The organism is Chryseobacterium luquanense, assembly GCF_026460945.1.
GTDB classification, from domain to species: domain Bacteria; phylum Bacteroidota; class Bacteroidia; order Flavobacteriales; family Weeksellaceae; genus Chryseobacterium; species Chryseobacterium luquanense.
Window position 1 is genome coordinate 342694 of the sequence record NZ_JAOVZV010000008.1, and the last position, 18604, is coordinate 361297.

Genomic DNA, 18604 nt, shown 5'->3' on the forward strand with positions numbered 1-18604 from the left:
TAAATAAATTAAATGACCTCCAAAAACTTCATGGTATCTACATTGTCTGCATATGTATTCAATCCAGGATTTTGAGCTTCCCCAAATAAAATAGAATCAATGTCCAGCTCATCTTTTGCAACAATACACTGAATATTTTCTTCATTTTCAGCGATAAAATCTTTCACTTCATCCAAAGAAGAATATCTGCTGAAATTAATCACAGAAAGCGGACTGAATAACTGAGCATCTTCTTTCAGCATCACAAAATTATTATCCCAGAATTTATCCTGATTCAAAAGATAAACTGCTCTATTATAATCATAATTATTAGCATATTTATTATGATTGATAATTTCTTTAAAATCTAAGAAACTTTCAAACAATCTGTCAATTATAAAATCGTCGGGAATAAAAACTCGTGTCACATTTCTGCATCCTAATCCAAAATACTGGAAAATATCCTGAGCTAATAATTTTAATTCTTCTTCAGTTTCATCTCCTTTCAAAACCGCTACAGAAGTTCTGTTTTTTCGAATAATGCTTAAATGATTTTTAAAATAATACTCTAAATATCTTGCTGTATTATTACTTCCTGTCGCAATTACCGCATCAAAATTCTCCAATCTTTCAACAAATTCAAAATAAATTGTTTCTTCAGAAAATTCTTTCCATTTTTTTAACAAAAAAGGAATCATCAATCGGTCTTTTGAAGAAAGCTTAATTAAAGGAATATGATTACTTAAAATCACAGAAATTACATCATGCCATCCTACCAGAGGAATATTTCCGGCAAGAATCAATCCCACTTTTTTTGTAGTTTTTGATGGTGAATAATTGCTCAACCAGTCATTAATCTTCTCTTGAGTCAACAATTCCGACCATTGCTTTAAAGCATATTTCTGATTATCAAGTGTAAACCAAGGATTTTCAATTTCACATTTTTTTAATAGTTGCTGAAATTCAACATCATTTTCATTATAATCTTTAGAATCTTTTGTTAAAAACTCTATTATATAATCACTAAGTTTGCTTAGTCCTAAAACTCTTTTTTCAATATTCATAATTACTGTAAAATTGGGGAATATTTTGTAATTTTGTGCAAATTTAAAAAAAATTAGCGATGGCTATTAAAATAACTGATGAATGCATTAATTGCGGCGCTTGCGAACCGGAATGTCCAAACAATGCAATATATGAAGGAGCGGTAGATTGGAAAGCATCCGAAGGTACTGAACTTTCAGGAACCGTGACCTTACCATCAGGTCTTACGGTTGACGCAGATTCTCCACAAGAACCTGTGAGTGACGATGTTTATTTTATTGTAACAGATAAATGTACAGAGTGTAAAGGTTTTCATGAAGAACCACAGTGTGCAGCAGTTTGTCCGGTAGACTGCTGTGTTCCGGATGAAGATCATGTAGAATCTGATGAAGCTTTGCTAAGTAAAAAAGCTTTCTTACACGGTGAATAATAACTACCGTCTCATAGATTATGAGACGGTTTTATTTTATATTTAAATTTAAATCTCTTCAATTTAGTAATAATCAAACCGCAGATTTTTTCTATCTTGAATAAAATTTGCAAAAAAACAAAAAGTAAAATTATGAGCAAAAAGCACAATTTCAGCGCAGGACCATGTATCTTACCTCAGGAAGTATTTGAAAAATCGGCAGAAGCGATTTTAGATTTCAACGGAATTGGTTTATCACTTCTTGAAATTTCGCACAGAAGTAAAGATTTTGTTGCCGTGATGGATGAAGCTCGTGCCATTGTAAAAAGACTGATGAATCTTGGTGATGATTACGAAGTTTTGTATTTGGGAGGCGGTGCAAGTTTACAGTTTGTAATGGTTCCTTACAATTTGATGAAAGTCGGCGGAAAAGCAGCTTATCTTGATACAGGAACTTGGGCTGCAGGAGCTATAAAAGAAGCTAAAAAAGTAGGAAGTGTAGATATTGTAGGTTCTTCAAAAGAAGAAAACTATTCTTTCATTCCTAAAGATTATAAAATTGGTTCAGAATACGATTATTTCCACTGTACTTCAAACAATACCATTTACGGAACTCAGATGAAAACCTTCCCTGAAGTAGATACTTTAATGGTTTGCGATATGAGTTCTGATATTTTTTCAAGACAATTGGATTTCTCAAAATTTGATTTGATTTATGCGGGAGCTCAAAAAAACATGGGACCTGCAGGAGTAACTTTGGTAGTTGTAAAAAAAGAAATTTTAGGTAAGACAGAAAGAGAAAATATGTTCTCTATTTTAGATTATAATCAGCATATTTCTAAAGAATCGATGTATAATACTCCGCCTGTATTCCCTGTTTATGCATCTTTATTGACTTTACAGCATTTAGAAAACAATGGTGGAATTGCAGCTGCAGAAGAAAGAAATGAGGCTAAAGCTAAATTATTATACGGAGAAATTGATTCTAACCCGTTATTCGAAACATTTTGTGTAAAAGAAGACCGTTCTTTGATGAATGTTTCTTTTAAATTAATTGATGAAACTAAAAAAGAAGAATTTGATGCTGCGTGGAAAGCTGCAGGAATTAGCGGTTTAAACGGACACAGAAGTTTGGGTGGTTACAGAGCAAGTATGTATAATGCTTTGCCGATTGAAAGCGTGCAGGTTTTGGTAGATGTAATGAAGTCTATAAAGTAGCATAATCGTCTACATTCAAAATAGTAGAATATTATTTTCCATTATTTTAAATTTTCTTAATTTGCGCAACTATTTATTATTTTAAAAATTCAGCCTTTAAAATCTTAAATTTATAAAAAAACAATGAGAGTTTTAGCTAACGATGGAATCTCCAAAGCCGGAGAAATCGCTTTAAAAGAAGCAGGAATTGAGTTACTCGATAACAGAGTTGCTCAGGATCACGTTATCAATTTCATCAATGAAAACAACGTGGATATTCTTTTGGTGCGAAGTGCAACTAAAGTTAGACAAGATTTGATCGATGCTTGTCCGAATCTTAAAATCATCGGAAGAGGCGGGATCGGTATGGATAATATCGATGTAGAATATGCAATTGAAAAAGGATTATATGTAATAAACACACCTACAGCTTCCTCAAAATCGGTAGCAGAATTGGTTTTTGCGCATTTCTTTTCTTTAGCACGGTTTTTACACGAATCTAACAGATTGATGCCGTTGGAAGGAGATACTCATTTCAATGCGATGAAAAAATCGTTCAGCAAAGCGTACGAGCTTTCAGGGAAAACATTAGGAGTAATCGGTTTTGGAAGTATTGGCCAGGAAGTAGTGAAAATGGGAATTTCTTTAGGAATGAAAATAAAAGTTCTTACAAGAAAACCCAGAACAGAAGTTTTAACCTTAGATTTTTTCGACGGGCAGACTTTACATTTTGAAATTACTTCCACAAACAATACCGATGAATTTTTAAAAGACACTGAATTTATCAGTATTAATACTCCACAAACAGACGAATATATTATTGATACTCCGCAGTTTGAAAAAATGAAAGATGGTGTATTCATTGTTAATACAGCAAGAGGTGGTGTTATCAACGAAGTAACTTTGCTTGATTTTATAGAATCTGGGAAAGTTGCAGGAGCAGCGCTTGATGTTTTTGAAAATGAGCCCACTCCGGAATTAATTTTATTGATGAATCCGAACCTGTCTCTTACGCCACATTTGGGAGGAAATACCGTTGATGCACAAGAAAAAATAGGTGTAGAACTTGCCAAACAAATTATCGAAATTAAAAAGAAATTATAAACTATATATGCCAGTTTTTAAACCTTTCCGCGGAATCAGACCTCACAAAGAACATGAGGCCACATTTCCCACTCATCCTTTAGATAATTTCACACAAGCTGAAATTGCTGAAAAAGCGCAAAAAGAAAAAACTTACATCAATATGATTAAACCTTATGTTGTAAGTAAATCTAAAGATGTTGACCGGAATTTAAGGAAAATCCGTACTACTTTTGAAGAGTTATTGGAAGATAAAACTCTGGTTCAGGACAGTTCTGCTTATTATCTTTATGAGCAGATTTATCCTAATAAACAAATCTTCCGTGGACTTTTGGGACTTACATCTATTGAAGATTTCTGGGCCGGAAAAATCAAAAGACACGAAAGTACGATTCCTCAAAGAAAAGAAAAGCTGGCGCATTATCTTGACAAAGTAAATCTTCAGGCAGAACCTGTTTTGCTGACTTATCCATCAAATTCTAAGATTGAATTACTGATGAATCATGAAGAGAAAAATGTTCCGATTTTCAATCACGTTGACACCATTGGAATCAGACATAAAATCTGGAGAATTGACAACCGTCTTAAACTACAGCAATTCAAGGAAGTAATCGATCAGATTGACTCTTTTTATATTGCAGACGGTCACCACAGAATTGGTTCTACAGCGCTTCATGCACAGCGTTTAAAAGATAAAAACAAAAAACATAACGGTACTGAAGCTTATAATTTTGTATATAGTTTTATCGTTTCCAACCAATCTATTAAAATCCACGACTACAATAGGATTTTAAATAATATTGGGGATTTATCTACTGAAGAATTTCTGAAAAAGCTGGAAACCTATTTTCTTATTCACGAGAAAGAAGAAACTCCGTACTACCCTTCTCAAAAATTCCATATTTCGATGTATTTGGATGGGAAATTTTACTCTCTTCACGTAAAACATGACCTTCGTTCTCAGGAAATGTCTCTTGATAATTTAGATCATCATCTTTTAGACAAGTATATAATTAAAGATATTCTTAACATTAAAGATTCAGACAGTTCTGATCAAATCACTTACGTAAAAGGAAGTTCAAATATTGAAGGAATTAAACTTTTAAAAGAAAAAATAGACAAAGGTGAAGGAAAAGTAGGTTTTGGAATCTATCCCGTAAGCTTCAATGATATGATTAAAATATCTGATCTAAAGCTAAGTATGCCTCCAAAATGCACATTTATAGAGCCAAAATTGGTTACAGCATTATTAATGTACGATATGAAGCCTTAAATATCTATTTTTTCTTTATTTTTATGCTCCGAAAAGAAAACGCTCAGTAAAAATGAAAAAAGTATTACTCATCATATTTCCACTCTTTTTGAGTGGATTTTTATTTTCTCAGAAAAAAACTCCGGCAAAAAAGCTAAGAGTAATTCCTAAATTCAATTATCACGAAGAATTTAAGAAAATCTCTGACGAAATTTTTCTTCACGGAACCGCTTATGATAACTTAGGCGAATTAACAAAAGGAATCGGGCCAAGATTTAGCGCAACACCAGGTTATACAAAAGCTGCAGAATGGGCTGAAAAAAAACTCAAAGAAGCCGGCGCAGAAAATATCTGGAAACAGGAAGTAAAAGTTCCAATCTGGATCAGAGGAAAAGAATCGTTGCAAATTAAAACCTCAAGCGGTGATTGGAAATCTATCAAAATGCTGTCTTTTGGGAATTCTGAGGGTACTAAAGGTAAAGATTTGGTTGGAGATATTCTTTTAGTAAAAGACGTTCAGGAACTGGTAAATCTTAGAGTTGCAGATGCAAAAGATAAAATAATTTTCGTTAATTATCCGATTGATCCGACTGTAATCAGCACGGTAGATTCTTATATGATTGCTGCAAAATCAAAACTTATTTCAGCATCTGTAATTGGACAAAAAGGAGCAAAAGCTTTAATTATAAGATCTTTGACGACCGCTTCAGACGATATTCCTCATGCAAAACAGGTTTATTATGAACCGGAAGATAAGACGAGAATTCCTGCAATGACAATCGGCGTTCGTTCTGCTGATGAACTGGAAAGTTTACTCAAAAAAACTACAGTAAAAGCTAAAATTAATATGTCTGCCGAATCAAAAGGCGAAACAATTAATCATAACATTATCGGAGAAATTCCTGGTAAAAAAGATTCAAAAGTTATTGTTCTCGGTGCACAGTTAGATTCATGGGATTTTGCTGAAGGAGCGCATGACGACGGAACCGGCGTTGTACAATGTCTGGAAGTTTTAAGAACTTTTAAAGCTTTAGGTTACGACAATAATCATACGATAAGAGTTGTCCTTTACGCCAATAGTGAAAATGGCGGAATGGGACGGGAAACTTATGCAATGAGCGTAAAAAAGAAAGAAGAAAAACATGTTTTGGCTTTAGGAACCGATTCCGGAGGATATTCTCCACGTGGATTTTCATTAGATATGTCTCCACAAAGAAGAAAGCTGATTTTTGAATGGAAAAATTATTTCTTACCGTACGGAATTTATGATTTCGACCAAACTTATGCAATTCAGGATATTGCGCCTTTGAAAAAATTAGATATTCCTTTGGCCGAAATGGTTGTCGATACTCAAAGATATTTCGATTACCATCATTCTGAAAAAGACACTTTCGACAAAGTCAACAAAAGAGAATTGTTACTCGGAGCTGTTGCAATGTCTCAGTTTGTTTTTATGATTGACAAGAATTGGTAGAAAAACTAAAATTATAAAAATGGAAATCAATCAATTAAATTTAAACCCAGAGCAAATATCGAATGAAAAAGTAAAAAAACTGTATCTACAAGTGCAGGAACTCATCGAAAAACTGAATCATAAAAATATTCCATCTGGAACTGTACAATTTATCAACCAGAAAATCAGTGATGTAAACGCAACAGTTTTGATAGGCTTTCAACTTCAAAAGCTCCTTAAAAGCACTCAGACTACCATCATCAAAAAGCTGGAAACTGATCATAAAGTTGTTCCAAAGAATTATTACAGAAACCTTTGGACTGCTTTAGGAATGTCTGCTTTTGGATTACCTTTCGGTTTATTGTTTGGTTTATTGATAGGAAATATTGGTTTAATGGCAATTGGTTTACCCATCGGTTTGGCAATTGGTGTCGGCGTAGGAACATCAATGGATAAAAAGGCATTGAAAGAAGGAAGACAAATAGATATTGAACTGAAATTTTAGTTTTTATATAAAATTATTAATAAAAACTAAGCTTTAAGTCTGAAAAAAATTAAAGATGACTCACAAATATATTTACGGTAAAACATGGAAATCAATCAATTAAACTTAAAATTTGATCAGGTCAACAATCCTAAATTGAGTGATCTTTATTTTCAGATGCAGGATATTTTGAAGAGAACTAATAACAAAAAATTACCTACTGAAGCAATTCAGTATATCAATCATATAGTTGAACAGATAAATTCATCAACATTAAAAGATAAACCATTATTAGAGTTACTAAAAGAAAAACAAAATTATATTGTAAAATTCCTTGAGAAAAAGCACAATATTGTTACAAAAAATCTTTACAGAAATATGTGGATTAGTCTTGGAGCAATAGTTTTTGGCTTACCAATTGGCTTTTTATTAGCTTATATATTTAATAATGCTAGATTTTTCGCATTGGGGCTTCTCGCAGGAGCGGGAATAGGTACTTTGGTTGGTATTTCGATGGATAATAAAGCTTTGAGAGAAGGAAGACAACTTAACATCGAATTAAAGTATTAATTTTTAGTGTATTCAAATTAATCATGAAACATATATTATCAACTGTCATTTTATTTTTAAGTCTAAATTCTTTTGGACAGACCAAAGAAGATTCCATCCAATTCAGCAGAATTTCAACGGAGATTTTAAATAAAGGAAAATCATACAATGAATTAAGAGATTTAACGAAAAATATTGGTCACAGATTGAGCGGTTCAGAAGCTTACGAAAAATCGGTAAAATGGGCAGAGCAAAAGCTGAAAGAAGCAGGAGCCGATAAAGTATGGTTACAAGAAGTGATGATTCCGGTTTGGGAACGAGGAAAAGAATCTTTAAAAATAAAAACTCAAAACGGACAATGGAAATCTTTAAAAATGCTTTCTTTAGGGAATTCTGAAGGAACAAAAGGAAAAGATATTTCCGGAGAAATTATCATGGTAAAATCTTTAGACGAATACGAAAAACTCAGTCCCGAACAAATAAAAGATAAAATTGTTTTCTTTAGTTATCCGTTTAGTCAGTCTTATGTTCAAACTTTCAAAGCGTACAGTGATGCAGCGGTTTATCGTTCGACTGCAGCTTCATTAACGGCGAAAAAAGGTGGAAAATTTGCCATTGTTCGTTCGCTTTCATCAGCATTTGATGATGTTCCTCATACCGGAGCGATGCGTTATAATGAAAATGTAGAAAAAATTCCTGCCGTTGCAATCGGAAATACAACCGCAGATGAATTGGAAAATCTTTTAAAATCACAGAAAATTACCGCAAAACTCAATTCAAACTGTGGAATGAAAGGTGAGAAACTCTCCCACTCTGTTATTGGTGAAATTACAGGTCACAAAGACCAAAGCGTCATCGTTGTTGGCGGACATTTAGATTCTTGGGATGTTGGTGAAGGAGCTCATGACGACGGAGCAGGAATTGTTCAAAGTATCGAAGTTTTAAGAACTTTTAAAAATTTAGGCATAAAAAATAATCACACGATCAGAGTGGTCTGTTTTGCAAATGAAGAAAACGGCGTAAAAGGCGGTCAACAATACGGAAAAACAGTAAAAGAAGCCAACGAAAAACATCTTTTTGCTTTGGAATCTGATGCAGGTGGATTTACTCCAAGAGGAATTGCTCTTGAAATGGATGAATCTAAAATTAGCCAAATTAAAAGTTGGTCGTCTTTATTTTTACCTTATGGAGCTTATGATTTTGAAGGAAGATATTCAGGAACAGATATTTATCCGTTGAAAGACATGGGAATTCCAACAGCTGAATTGGCTCCGGATTCTCAAAGATATTTTGACATTCATCATACCGAAGAAGATACTTTTGAGAAAGTTAACCGTCGCGAGTTGCTTTTGGGAGCAACGATCATGACGCAGATGATTTACATGATTGATAAGAATTGGTAAAAGATAAAGTCATCGATTTGAGGATTTTTCTGTTTATTGGAAATTGAAAAACATTCTTTTTAATTTATGATAAAAATTATTACTCTGCCAATTCACATCAAATTTCTTTGAATGATTTTGGTTTGGAGGCATTGAAATTTTAGCATGAAACATAGGAGAATTGTGTTTTATCTGCTGATAATATGTAATATCTAAATCAGACTTTTTCAAATATTCAATTTCAATAATTGTCTTATTATTTTCAGCTTTAAAAACATACAAAACAACATCATAAAGATCATTAAAGCACTCATTCAAAGTTTTTGTAGCGAAATTCAAATTTTGAGGGATTTTTTTTGAATTATACTTTTTTTAGTTTTCTCAATTCATGAAAATTATTGTATTCTAATTTATTTACATCGGTCAAAATATACAGACAATTGTTTGAAACTATATTCCAGCATTTTTCATTTACTAATTCTAGCAAAAGATTCGTAGTAATTTTAATATTTTTTTCTAAAATTTTATAATCCATTTTAGTTATTAAATAATGAATAGGAGATTATTTAATTAATTCAAATACTCTTTTTTATCAACCGTAAAATCCAGAATTTGATCACCTCTTTTTATCTTGATTTTTATTGATTTAAAATTTTTCTCTACTCGATTTAGTAAATATTCGCAAGAAGAAATATCATTTAAGTTTTCAAAACTGGTATCATTGATGCTTAAAATTTCATCATCAATTTGAATGGGAAAATCTTTTTGCTGAAAAACCAAAACTACTTTTGCTTTAAGGTTAACAAAACGATAAGCAAAACCAAAAGACTGCATTTTTGAAGGAGTATCTATAATGCGGTGCAGATAAATTTTATTATTTTCCCAATCGATGATAAATTTAAATTTCTTTAAAAATTCGTTTCCAAGAAGACTAGAATTTCCTGTCGTTACAATTTCATTTTGAAATTTATGTTGAGCTAATTCCAGTTCTTTTGGTCTAAAATGATACGAAGAAACCGGTTTTCCTGCGCCAAAAGCTCCTACAGAATTTATCCCAAAAGATTCTACAGACTTTACAGTTGCATTTTTAGAATTGTACTCACTATCCGAAATCTTTATACCACCAGTAAATCCTGTATCAAAAGTTAGATTAATTTTTTTGTCTAAAATTTTAGATTCTATAATAGGTGTTTTCTGAGACAGCGAGAAAAATTTAAAAACCGTTTCATAATCTTCAATCCGGAAATTTTTCAAATCTGTCGTTGCTTCCAATGTATTTTCAGAATAATTCATTCTCCAAAACAGTTTTGCCATTTGATTTGCACCAATGACGCCGTCAATTTTCAGACATCCAAACTCATGACCCTGCAAATCCATCACCATCGCTCCCACATTTTTGAAAATTACCTGATCAATTGTCATTTCTGGCAACTCAGTAAAAATCTGTTCCTGCTTATTTTTCTGCGAATCTCCTACTCTACTTTTATGCTTTTTCTTAAGATTCATTTCATCATACACAGAATGAGAAATCACAGTTGGTGCACCTGTATCGAACAAAAACTGATAGGGCTTTCCATTAATAATAACCTTTACCAATGGAATCTCATTTTCAAAAGTAAGATTAATTTTCTCTACCGGATTTTTCAATATTGCTTCTCCTTTTTCAAAAAATTTCCTTCCTTGAGCTGAAACAGTAATTGTGAAAAATATTAAAACAAAAAATAGAACTTTCTTCATGGATTATTTTTGATAAAAATAGTGTTTTTGAAATCAAATTTTAAGAATTAAAATTAATAAAATAAACATTTCCTAGAGAAATTTAAAACTAAAATACGGTTTTCCGTAAAAAAGTAAAATGCCATTTTCATATCATTGCACATCAAACAAAACTAGTAACCATGGAAATTATTTTAATTTTTATTCTGGGCATTTTGGCCGTTTATTTTTATACTAAATTAATAAAGCTAAAGAACGAAATCAAAACCAAAGATTTAAAAATCTCTGAACTAACAAAAAATATTAATCAATTTCAATCTTTAATATCAAAATATCAGTTTGAAAACAATTCATTCAAAAACAAGCTACAATTGGCACGAACAGAGTTTTCAAATCTTCAAATCAACAATCGTGAACTGAAAGATAAAATTGCCGAATTAAGCAAATATCAAAATATTATCGATGTAAAAATTGAGTGTGAATATTTACTCAAAAAGGCTCAAAAAGATTACGAAAGATTAAGAGAAAAAGGAAATCAGGAATTATCTGAAGCACAGGAAAATGCAAAAGAATCACGCAGAATTACTAAAGAACTTACTGAAAAGAAGCAGCGTGAAATTGAACTTTTGTATGAAAATGCAGTGAGAGAATCGAAAAGAATCATTGAAAATGCAGAAAATAAGGCTGAAACAATCGGTGGTGATGCGTATCGAAGTCTGAGAGAAGCCAATAAAATTGCAGACAGAATTCAGGCAATGAAAAATGTAATCAAAGGATATGGGAATGAATATTTAGTCCCAAATTACACACTTCTAGACCAACTTGCAGAAGATTTCAGTCATAAAGAAGCAGGAGAAAACTTGAAAAAACTTCGTCAGAATAATAAAATAATGATTGTCAACAGACAAGCCGGAATTTGTGAATATATGGATGAAGAGCGACAAAAAACAGCGGTAGATTTTGTGATTGATGCATATAACGGGAAAGTCGATTCTATTTTGTCGACCGTAAGATAAGATAATTATGGAATTTTAAAACAGAAAATTGAAGATGCTTTCCAGCTAGTTAATTTTAATGGAAAAGCTTTTAGAAATGCTAGAATCTCTGAAATTTATCATCAGGCGAGATTAGAAGAACTGAAATGGGCAGTTGTGGCGCAAGAATTACGAGCAATGGAACTTGAAGAGCAAAGAGAAATCCGAGAACGAATTCGTGAAGAAGAAAAAGCCCGTAAAGAATTTGAAAAAGCAATGAAAGATGCTGAAAAAGAGGAACAGACTTTAAAAAAATTGATTGAAAAAGCTGAAGCACAAGTTTCTAGAGCCAATGAAGAGCAAAAAGCACTTTTCCAGCAAAAACTGGAGGAACTTCAGGGGAAATTGGAGGCTGCAGAAGAAAAAAATCAAAGAGCGATTTCTATGGCACAACAAACGAAAACCGGAAATGTTTATATCATTTCAAATGTAGGTTCTTTTGGCGAAGATGTTTATAAAATCGGAATGACGAGACGTTTGGAGCCTTTGGATAGAGTTCGTGAGTTGGGTGATGCAAGTGTTCCTTTTGAATTTGATGTTCATGCCATGATTTATTCTGATGATGCACCTGCTTTAGAAAGACAGCTTCACAAGAAATTTCTTAAAAACCAGCTTAATAAAATCAATCCACGAAAAGAATTTTTCAGACTTGAACTTAATGATTTGAAAAATCACATCGAAAATATGGGTATAAATTGTAAATGGACACTTCTTGCCGAAGCAAAACAATATCGTGAAACTTTGAAACTGGAAGAAGAAATGAAAACAAACAAGTCTATGGAAGCCGAATGGAAACGTTTTCAAGAGGTTACAGATCCTGTAATTTATGATGAAGTGATTGAAGAAGTTTAGAGGCTCACTCCTATTTTAGTCTGAATAAACTTTTTTGAAATATTTTTAAAATTTTATTTGCCAGAATTAAAAAACGTCTTATATTTGCACCACTGAAAACAACGATATTCTCGAGGTTTTTGGAGAGATGGCAGAGTGGTCGATTGCGATAGTCTTGAAAACTATTGACTGTAACAGGTCCGGGGGTTCGAATCCCTCTCTCTCCGCTGGTAGAGATACTAAAATAAGCCAAAACGCTGTAAACATCAATGTTTACAGCGTTTTTTGTTTTTTACGAAGTATCAAAAAAAAGTCAAAATGGGTCACGATTTGTATGACCTTTTTCGTGACCTATCCTGAAAATTTGAAAATAGGTCACGAAAAATTCAGGGAAACCCGACCAATAGGCTGTTTAAAGGTTGTACATCTTGCAAAAAGTGGTAACAAAAAGTAAATTATTAATTAATTAAAGTTATCACGTTATGAACAAAACATTCAACCTCTTGTTCTTTATTAAAAAGAATAAAATCAGAACAAACGGAACAGCACCCATCTACTTACGAATCACGATAGATGGCAAGGCAGCGGACATTGCCGCTAAAAGGTACATCGACCCACAGAAATGGGATTTTAAAACACACAAGGCACTAGGTAATACCCAAGAAGCCAAAACATTGAACCTCTATCTTAAAACTTTGGAACAGCGAATTTACGATTCTCATTACCTGATGCTGAAAGAAGAAGACTTTGTAACATCAGAGAGTTTAAAATCTAAACTGCTTGGAACCGATATTTCCACAAGAATGCTCATTCCTATTTTTCAGGATCACAATGATAAAGTAGAAGCCCTGGTTGGTCAGGATTTTGCCCCGGAAACATTGGAGCGTTATAAAACATCGTTAAAGCATACGCAGGAATTCCTAATCTGGAAATATAAAGCCTCTGATATCGATATTACAAAGATCGATCACGCTTTTATTATGGATTATGACTTCTGGCTTCGCAGTGTGCGTAAATGCGCAAACAATACCGCGGTAAAGTATATCAAGAATTTCAAAAAAATCGTTCGATTATGTATGGCAAATGGATGGCTCTCAAAAGATCCTTTTCTAAGCTATAAAGCAAAGCTTAAGGTAGTGGAACGTCCATATCTTACCAAAGAGGAAATTCAGACGATTTATGAAAAGGAATTTGCATCAGACAGATTGATTCAGGTGCGTGATATTTTTCTTTTTAGTTGCTATACAGGTTTAGCGTATGTTGATGTAAAGAAATTGACGAAATCTAACGTCAATATTGGAATAGATGGCGATCAATGGATATTCACACATCGTCAGAAAACTGACACCTCAACCAGGGTTCCATTATTACCTTTAGCACAGGAACTGATTTTAAAATATGAAGACCACCCAGAATGTGTAAATTCAAATGTCTTGTTTCCCGTTCTCAGTAATCAAAAAATGAATTCCTATCTCAAAGAAATTGTGAACGTCTGTGGAATCAATAAAGAGCTGACGTTTCACATAGCAAGACATACTTTCGCAACTACTGTTACATTGTCTAATGGTGTTCCGATTGAAAGTGTAAGCAAAATGCTCGGTCATACCAATATAAAAACGACTCAGCATTATGCGAAAATCTTGGATAAGAAAGTGAGTGATGATATGTTAGCTTTGAGAAGCAAACTTTAATGGACTAAATAAACTATTCATAATGCTCTTATAATTTTTTTATGCAACGTTACGCAAATGCTAAAATGATAGATTAATAACATTTTATTAACCATATAAAATACTAGAAATAAAAAGAGGAGACCAAGAAGGTCTCCTTTATCTATACACTAAATTATTCATGATTTACATATCTATTCTATGACTATTTTTTATAATGCTGTTGTATAATTCTTATCATTTTATCTTGATGTTGTTTAATATTTTCAATGTCCCAACTATTTATGTCTTGTGACGAATATACTTTCGCTAATTTTAGGGAGTCATATGTTCGCTTGTTGTCAAAGTCTACTTTTTTCTTTCTTACATCTTGATTGTTGTATGAAGAATTTTCACCTACAGATAACAGTCCTAAATTGCCAAAACTGTTTAACCAATCAAATTCAGTATTTTCTAATTTATTCCCAAATTCGTGGTTTTGAGGAAAAACATGTTCTATTGAGTTTTTTGAAGTTATTCTATAATTTTTGAACTCAGATTTTTCACGGTCTATCCAATCTTTCCAGAGTAAATATTCTAATTTATAAAACCAATAATGATGAAAACTAGTGCCGTGCGATATATCAAGAATACTTAAAGATTTTAAATCAATTTTTTCATTACGTTTCACTTGTGAAGCCAACTCTATTGAAATTTCTTTTTTGTCGCCAGGCAACATTAGATTATCGATTTTTTCTAGCTCTGCAATAATTTGTGTATTGCTTAAATTTTCATTTTCTAACAAAAAATATAGAAATGGTGTCAGCCAATATTGTTGAGTAAAACCACCTGTAAAATACAATACAGATTGAAGCATTTGCGAAGATGAATAAGATAAATTAGTTCTTGAAAAATAGTTTTTATTGTAACTTCTACTTGTAGTAATTTCTGTCAAGAGCAATTTCTCGTCATTGTCATCATCCTCTTCAAATCGCCATTTTACAATGTGTTTGTCAAATACATGACGTATTTTCCATAACAATTCAAAAAAATATTCAGCTTCTTCTGATGTAGAAAAAGTCTCAAGTTTTATGGTAGAAAGTATTGTTTTGGGGTCTATGGCATGTTCAAAGTTTTTACGTTGTTTTTGCAAATTGAAAATTCTATATGAATGAATAAGCAAAATATTAAACGAAATAATAGAACGACATTTAGAACTATTGTCAGTATTTGTAATGTCAACTTTTATATCAACTTCTTCGTTGTTGATTATTTCACTAATAGTTTTTGCCTTATGGCTATTTTCAGAAGCATTAGTGTTCTCACTTTTAAAGAAAGATTCCTCATAAGATTTAAAATTTTCTGATTTAATATTTGCTCTTTCTATATTAAAAACATCGGAGACATTTTTTTCAAAATAGTTGCTCATATCTTCACAGGCTTCCCAAATTTTAGAATACTTTATACGCGAATTTTTATTTACTTTTTCAAGTAATCGTGCTTTTAGAATATCTGATTGTTGAAGTTGAATACCCGATGTACCTAAAGCCGTAAATAATGAATTCAAATCTGTATTTTTAGGTGCGACATTGAAAATAAAGTATACATTTTTGTAAATATAATTGCCAAAATCAGCACGTTGTTCTTCTTTTATTTCTGAAGTGATAAAGTGTTTTATAGTTTCAACACCTTTGGCTATAAATTTTAAAAATTCCTTCTGGCTAACGTCTGAAAACTTTATATATGAACTATTGTCTAATAAACCTTTTAAGTAATTAGCAACTTCAATTCGTATATCAAAATCAAAACGAATGTCCTTTGTGTTATTGGAATGAGCAATCTCCAAATAATCTGTTATATCTGTTTTGATATTTAATAACTTAAAAGCATTAGCAATCAACCAAAATGTAGTGAAACGTTGTTGACCATCTATCAATTCATATTGTTTCTTACGAATTTTGTTTGAAGATTTAATTACGTAAGTATTTCCTACAAAATAATTTGAGCTGTCAAAACTTATATTAATGAAAATATTTAATATGTCGTCCAAGAGTTTTTTTATTTCTTCATCGTCCCAAACATAAGGTCGTTGGTAAACGGGAATAATAAACTCAAAGTTTTCTTTTACAATATCTTCAATGGTTTTTATGTGGGTTTCAAATTTCATCTTTATGGTTTCTTACAATTTCTTCCATTTTAACTTTTAGTTTTTCATCAAAATTTAACTCGCTGGGATTATCTAATGAAAAGAAATCACAACACTTATTAAAAAAACGTTGTTTTACATGACTACCATTAATTTTTATTTCCTTTATTTCATACTCTTTCAAGTAAGAAATGATTTCTTGATAATTATAAGCGTGAAAAATACGTTCAATAATCTTTGTACTATCCACGTAATTCCTTACTGTTGGTTCGTAAATTCGATTTTGTTCAATTAAACGTAAGCTAAAAATATGTCGGAACAGCCACAGAGAAAATTCTAATAAATTGTCCGTTCCAAACATATCTACAAAGCTTAGTAAACATAATTGATAAAAGCTTCGCAAATCAACAGTGCCATCAATTTGCTCTATCATTTCATTATTGAAGTTTGAATAAAAGTCTACTCTGTTTTTTGTTTCAAAAATGGAATTATATGCATTTGAAAAACTCATCAAATAATTGAGGTAATTTTTGCCTTCATTCAAAGGCTGTCTAATAGAGTATTTGTCTGAAATTATACGGTGTGTGTTTTCTTCAATTTCAACCAATGAATACCCAATATCTAATTTTTCCTTTCCTATGTTTTCAGCAAAATCCTCTGTTAATACATTTTTCCAATTTTCAGCACTTGCAAATTTATCAGGGATATTTTTTGGCTTCAAATAATCAATTCTACGTGCTTTTGCTAATAATTTATTTACAGCTTCTAAATTCCGTTGTCGTTCTTCCCAGTTATAAGCATACTTATTTCTTTCAGAAATTTTTGTAATGCTTCGTAAGTGATGTGCTTTTAAAATATCGGTGCCAGATAAACGTTTCCCACCGGTATTTAGCGTTTCAAAAAAGTTATATGCTAAATCTTCATTCTGAACAATTACGATAGTCACATTAATTTCGTTTAAGGAAATCAAATCATAGTTATTTTTTAAAAAATAGCTATGATTTGATTTTATGTTTTTTAAAGAAATTGGGTGGTTATATTTTATCCCAAAATCTGATTTTGATTTGATTAGTGATAAAATTTGTAATGTTGTAAGCCGTTGCTGTCCATCAATAATTTCAAGTAAGTTGTTTTTTTTGTGCAGAACAATAGTACCTAAGTAGAATAATGGTTTTTCATCAGTTCGTTCTTGATGTTGCTTTAATTGCACTAAAAGTTTATTTATTTCTTTTGGTGTCCAAACATAAGGTCGTTGATATTCGGGAATGACAAGCGTTTGTTGCTTATCAAATAATTCTTTTAATGTGAGGCTTTCAACTTCTATTTCTTTCATTTCCAATTTTATCAGAGCACAAATTTTAGATACATCAATTTTTATATCATTATGTTTATTATTTTCTGTTTTTATATTTAAAGAATGTTTGCCTTGGAATTGCCCTTCAACAAAAGTCAACGATTTAATTAATGTCGAAAGAGGGTTAACATAAAAGTTCAATAGAATTACTACTATTGAACCTTGCACAAATTTCCAAACAAAGCCCTTTAAACCTACATTTTAGCAAGCCTATATTATCTATAGTTTTTATTTTTAAAGTTTAGTAGGTTTTTCCCAAACTCAGCAATATTACCAACTAATTTTACATTACCATTAGGAATTATACTACTAACATCACTAATACGAGATAATAATTTATTTATTTTTTCTTCGTCAATTTCCTTTTTAGAAACCGTTTCAAAAATTTCAATGTGTGAATATGCTGTTGGAGTATCATTCATAAACATAATATATTTATATCCCACATTTAAAACATCTTCACTACCAAGCATCTTTTTTACTTGTTTGATTTCTTGATATGGGTGTATTTCTATCCTGTAATTTGAACGTTCTATTCCTTTTGCAATTCCTTTGTCATATGTTCTTTCTTTTTCAATTAAGAATTCATCTTTTAGGTTGAATATTTCAGTTTTGTACTTTGAAATATTTATATCCAATTCGTTTTTTAAATTCTCTATTTCTTGTTCTTTTGTGCTAATAATATTTTGAAATTTTTCAATAGTTTTTATTGAATTTTGTTCGTATTCTTCATTGTTTCTTAAAAGGTCACTATTTTTTTTAGAGAGCATTTCATTTATATTTTTGTAATTTAAATTTGAATTTGCTTTTAAGATTTTTTGATATTTTAAGTAATAGATAATTGATAAAATAAGAAATAAAGTCGTTAGAATTATGTATAATGTGTTCATATAATTTAAATGTTAATTTATTACTATTCTTTGTTAAAAACTATAGATAACGGTCCTCGGCGACGATATGGCAAATAATTAGCACAAATAAATCAAAGTGCGAAGGTGGGATTTTGCACGACTCTTTCATAGAAGTACTTCAGACTCCCTAT

Annotated in this window: 17 protein-coding genes and 1 tRNA gene; 12 read left to right on the forward strand and 6 right to left on the reverse strand. The window is 31.5% G+C overall.

Annotated features, from left to right (window positions below; translation table 11 throughout):
• Nucleotides 1-8: 8 nt before the first annotated feature.
• Complete coding sequence (locus tag OEA66_RS09840; RefSeq protein WP_267281206.1) at nt 9-1043, reverse strand: acyl-CoA reductase; 1035 nt, start codon at nt 1041-1043, stop codon at nt 9-11.
• Between the two features lie 59 nt (nt 1044-1102).
• Here OEA66_RS09840 and OEA66_RS09845 point away from each other — a divergent pair, with 59 nt between their 5' ends.
• The 8 genes from OEA66_RS09845 (at nt 1103) to OEA66_RS09880 (ending at nt 8853) form a co-directional block, all read left to right on the forward strand.
• Entirely contained in the window at nt 1103-1453 is a 351-nt protein-coding gene (locus tag OEA66_RS09845; protein WP_267281207.1) for a 4Fe-4S binding protein, read from the forward strand.
• A 132-nt stretch (nt 1454-1585) separates the two neighbouring features.
• Nucleotides 1586-2650: a 3-phosphoserine/phosphohydroxythreonine transaminase gene (gene serC, locus OEA66_RS09850; protein WP_267281208.1), complete on the forward strand. Its 1065-nt coding sequence runs from the start codon at nt 1586-1588 to the stop codon at nt 2648-2650.
• Between the two features lie 123 nt (nt 2651-2773).
• On the forward strand, nt 2774-3733 hold the full coding sequence (locus OEA66_RS09855; protein WP_267281209.1) for a D-2-hydroxyacid dehydrogenase: 960 nt from the start codon (nt 2774-2776) through the stop codon (nt 3731-3733).
• Between the two features lie 7 nt (nt 3734-3740).
• Complete coding sequence (locus OEA66_RS09860) at nt 3741-4985, forward strand: DUF1015 domain-containing protein (RefSeq protein ID WP_267281210.1); 1245 nt, start codon at nt 3741-3743, stop codon at nt 4983-4985.
• 52 nt (nt 4986-5037) lie between these two features.
• On the forward strand, nt 5038-6438 hold the full coding sequence (locus OEA66_RS09865) for a M28 family peptidase (RefSeq protein ID WP_267281211.1): 1401 nt from the start codon (nt 5038-5040) through the stop codon (nt 6436-6438).
• Between the two features lie 19 nt (nt 6439-6457).
• Entirely contained in the window at nt 6458-6922 is a 465-nt protein-coding gene (locus tag OEA66_RS09870; protein ID WP_267281212.1) for a hypothetical protein, read from the forward strand.
• A gap of 84 nt (nt 6923-7006) precedes the next feature.
• Nucleotides 7007-7471, forward strand: coding sequence for a hypothetical protein (locus OEA66_RS09875; RefSeq protein ID WP_267281213.1), 465 nt, complete (start codon nt 7007-7009; stop codon nt 7469-7471).
• Nucleotides 7472-7494: 23 nt separating this feature from the next.
• The gene (locus OEA66_RS09880; RefSeq protein ID WP_267281214.1) at nt 7495-8853 is read left to right on the forward strand and encodes a M20/M25/M40 family metallo-hydrolase; all 1359 of its coding nucleotides are present in this window, start codon (nt 7495-7497) and stop codon (nt 8851-8853) included.
• A 33-nt stretch (nt 8854-8886) separates the two neighbouring features.
• On the opposite strand, the gene OEA66_RS09885 is transcribed toward OEA66_RS09880, so the two are convergent.
• Together OEA66_RS09885 and OEA66_RS09890 are read right to left on the reverse strand one after the other, a co-directional pair.
• Complete coding sequence (locus OEA66_RS09885) at nt 8887-9171, reverse strand: hypothetical protein (protein WP_267281215.1); 285 nt, start codon at nt 9169-9171, stop codon at nt 8887-8889.
• Between the two features lie 231 nt (nt 9172-9402).
• The gene (locus OEA66_RS09890) at nt 9403-10569 is read right to left on the reverse strand and encodes an aspartyl protease family protein (RefSeq protein WP_267281216.1); all 1167 of its coding nucleotides are present in this window, start codon (nt 10567-10569) and stop codon (nt 9403-9405) included.
• 161 nt (nt 10570-10730) lie between these two features.
• Here OEA66_RS09890 and OEA66_RS09895 point away from each other — a divergent pair, with 161 nt between their 5' ends.
• The 4 genes from OEA66_RS09895 to OEA66_RS09910 all read left to right on the forward strand — a co-directional run bounded on the left by OEA66_RS09895 (nt 10731) and on the right by OEA66_RS09910 (nt 14104).
• Nucleotides 10731-11564 carry a hypothetical protein gene (locus tag OEA66_RS09895; protein ID WP_267281217.1) on the forward strand — a complete coding sequence of 278 codons (834 nt, stop codon included), beginning with the start codon at nt 10731-10733 and terminating at the stop codon, nt 11562-11564.
• Between the two features lie 12 nt (nt 11565-11576).
• The gene (locus OEA66_RS09900; RefSeq protein ID WP_511165685.1) at nt 11577-12434 is read left to right on the forward strand and encodes a GIY-YIG nuclease family protein; all 858 of its coding nucleotides are present in this window, start codon (nt 11577-11579) and stop codon (nt 12432-12434) included.
• Nucleotides 12435-12555: 121 nt separating this feature from the next.
• Nucleotides 12556-12640 (forward strand) — tRNA-Ser (locus tag OEA66_RS09905).
• Between the two features lie 255 nt (nt 12641-12895).
• On the forward strand, nt 12896-14104 hold the full coding sequence (locus OEA66_RS09910) for a site-specific integrase (protein WP_267281219.1): 1209 nt from the start codon (nt 12896-12898) through the stop codon (nt 14102-14104).
• Nucleotides 14105-14288: 184 nt separating this feature from the next.
• Here OEA66_RS09910 and OEA66_RS09915 read toward each other — a convergent pair whose 3' ends face one another.
• From OEA66_RS09915 to OEA66_RS09925, 3 genes are all read right to left on the reverse strand, one after another.
• Nucleotides 14289-16229, reverse strand: a complete 1941-nt coding sequence (locus OEA66_RS09915; RefSeq protein WP_267281220.1) for a DUF262 domain-containing protein — start codon at nt 16227-16229, stop codon at nt 14289-14291.
• Complete coding sequence (locus tag OEA66_RS09920) at nt 16219-17661, reverse strand: DUF262 domain-containing protein (protein WP_267281221.1); 1443 nt, start codon at nt 17659-17661, stop codon at nt 16219-16221. Before OEA66_RS09920 ends, OEA66_RS09915 begins: the two co-directional genes overlap by 11 nt.
• 116 nt (nt 17662-17777) lie before the next feature.
• On the reverse strand, nt 17778-18452 hold the full coding sequence (locus OEA66_RS09925; protein ID WP_267281222.1) for a hypothetical protein: 675 nt from the start codon (nt 18450-18452) through the stop codon (nt 17778-17780).
• Nucleotides 18453-18604 lie beyond the last annotated feature (152 nt).

Excerpts from the sequence above, each read along its gene's own strand:
- OEA66_RS09860 (WP_267281210.1), top strand. The coding sequence starts at position 3,741 with ATGCCAGTTTTTAAACCTTTCCGCGGAATCAGACCTCACAAAGAACAT.
- serC (WP_267281208.1), top strand. The coding sequence starts at position 1,586 with ATGAGCAAAAAGCACAATTTCAGCGCAGGACCATGTATCTTACCTCAG.
- OEA66_RS09895 (WP_267281217.1), top strand. The coding sequence starts at position 10,731 with ATGGAAATTATTTTAATTTTTATTCTGGGCATTTTGGCCGTTTATTTT.
- OEA66_RS09845 (WP_267281207.1), top strand. The coding sequence starts at position 1,103 with ATGGCTATTAAAATAACTGATGAATGCATTAATTGCGGCGCTTGCGAA.
- OEA66_RS09925 (WP_267281222.1), bottom strand. The coding sequence starts at position 18,452 with ATGAACACATTATACATAATTCTAACGACTTTATTTCTTATTTTATCA.
- OEA66_RS09880 (WP_267281214.1), top strand. The coding sequence starts at position 7,495 with ATGAAACATATATTATCAACTGTCATTTTATTTTTAAGTCTAAATTCT.
- OEA66_RS09910 (WP_267281219.1), top strand. The coding sequence starts at position 12,896 with ATGAACAAAACATTCAACCTCTTGTTCTTTATTAAAAAGAATAAAATC.
- OEA66_RS09840 (WP_267281206.1), bottom strand. The coding sequence starts at position 1,043 with ATGAATATTGAAAAAAGAGTTTTAGGACTAAGCAAACTTAGTGATTAT.
- OEA66_RS09875 (WP_267281213.1), top strand. The coding sequence starts at position 7,007 with ATGGAAATCAATCAATTAAACTTAAAATTTGATCAGGTCAACAATCCT.
- OEA66_RS09855 (WP_267281209.1), top strand. The coding sequence starts at position 2,774 with ATGAGAGTTTTAGCTAACGATGGAATCTCCAAAGCCGGAGAAATCGCT.
- OEA66_RS09915 (WP_267281220.1), bottom strand. The coding sequence starts at position 16,229 with ATGAAATTTGAAACCCACATAAAAACCATTGAAGATATTGTAAAAGAA.
- OEA66_RS09865 (WP_267281211.1), top strand. The coding sequence starts at position 5,038 with ATGAAAAAAGTATTACTCATCATATTTCCACTCTTTTTGAGTGGATTT.
- OEA66_RS09890 (WP_267281216.1), bottom strand. The coding sequence starts at position 10,569 with ATGAAGAAAGTTCTATTTTTTGTTTTAATATTTTTCACAATTACTGTT.
- OEA66_RS09870 (WP_267281212.1), top strand. The coding sequence starts at position 6,458 with ATGGAAATCAATCAATTAAATTTAAACCCAGAGCAAATATCGAATGAA.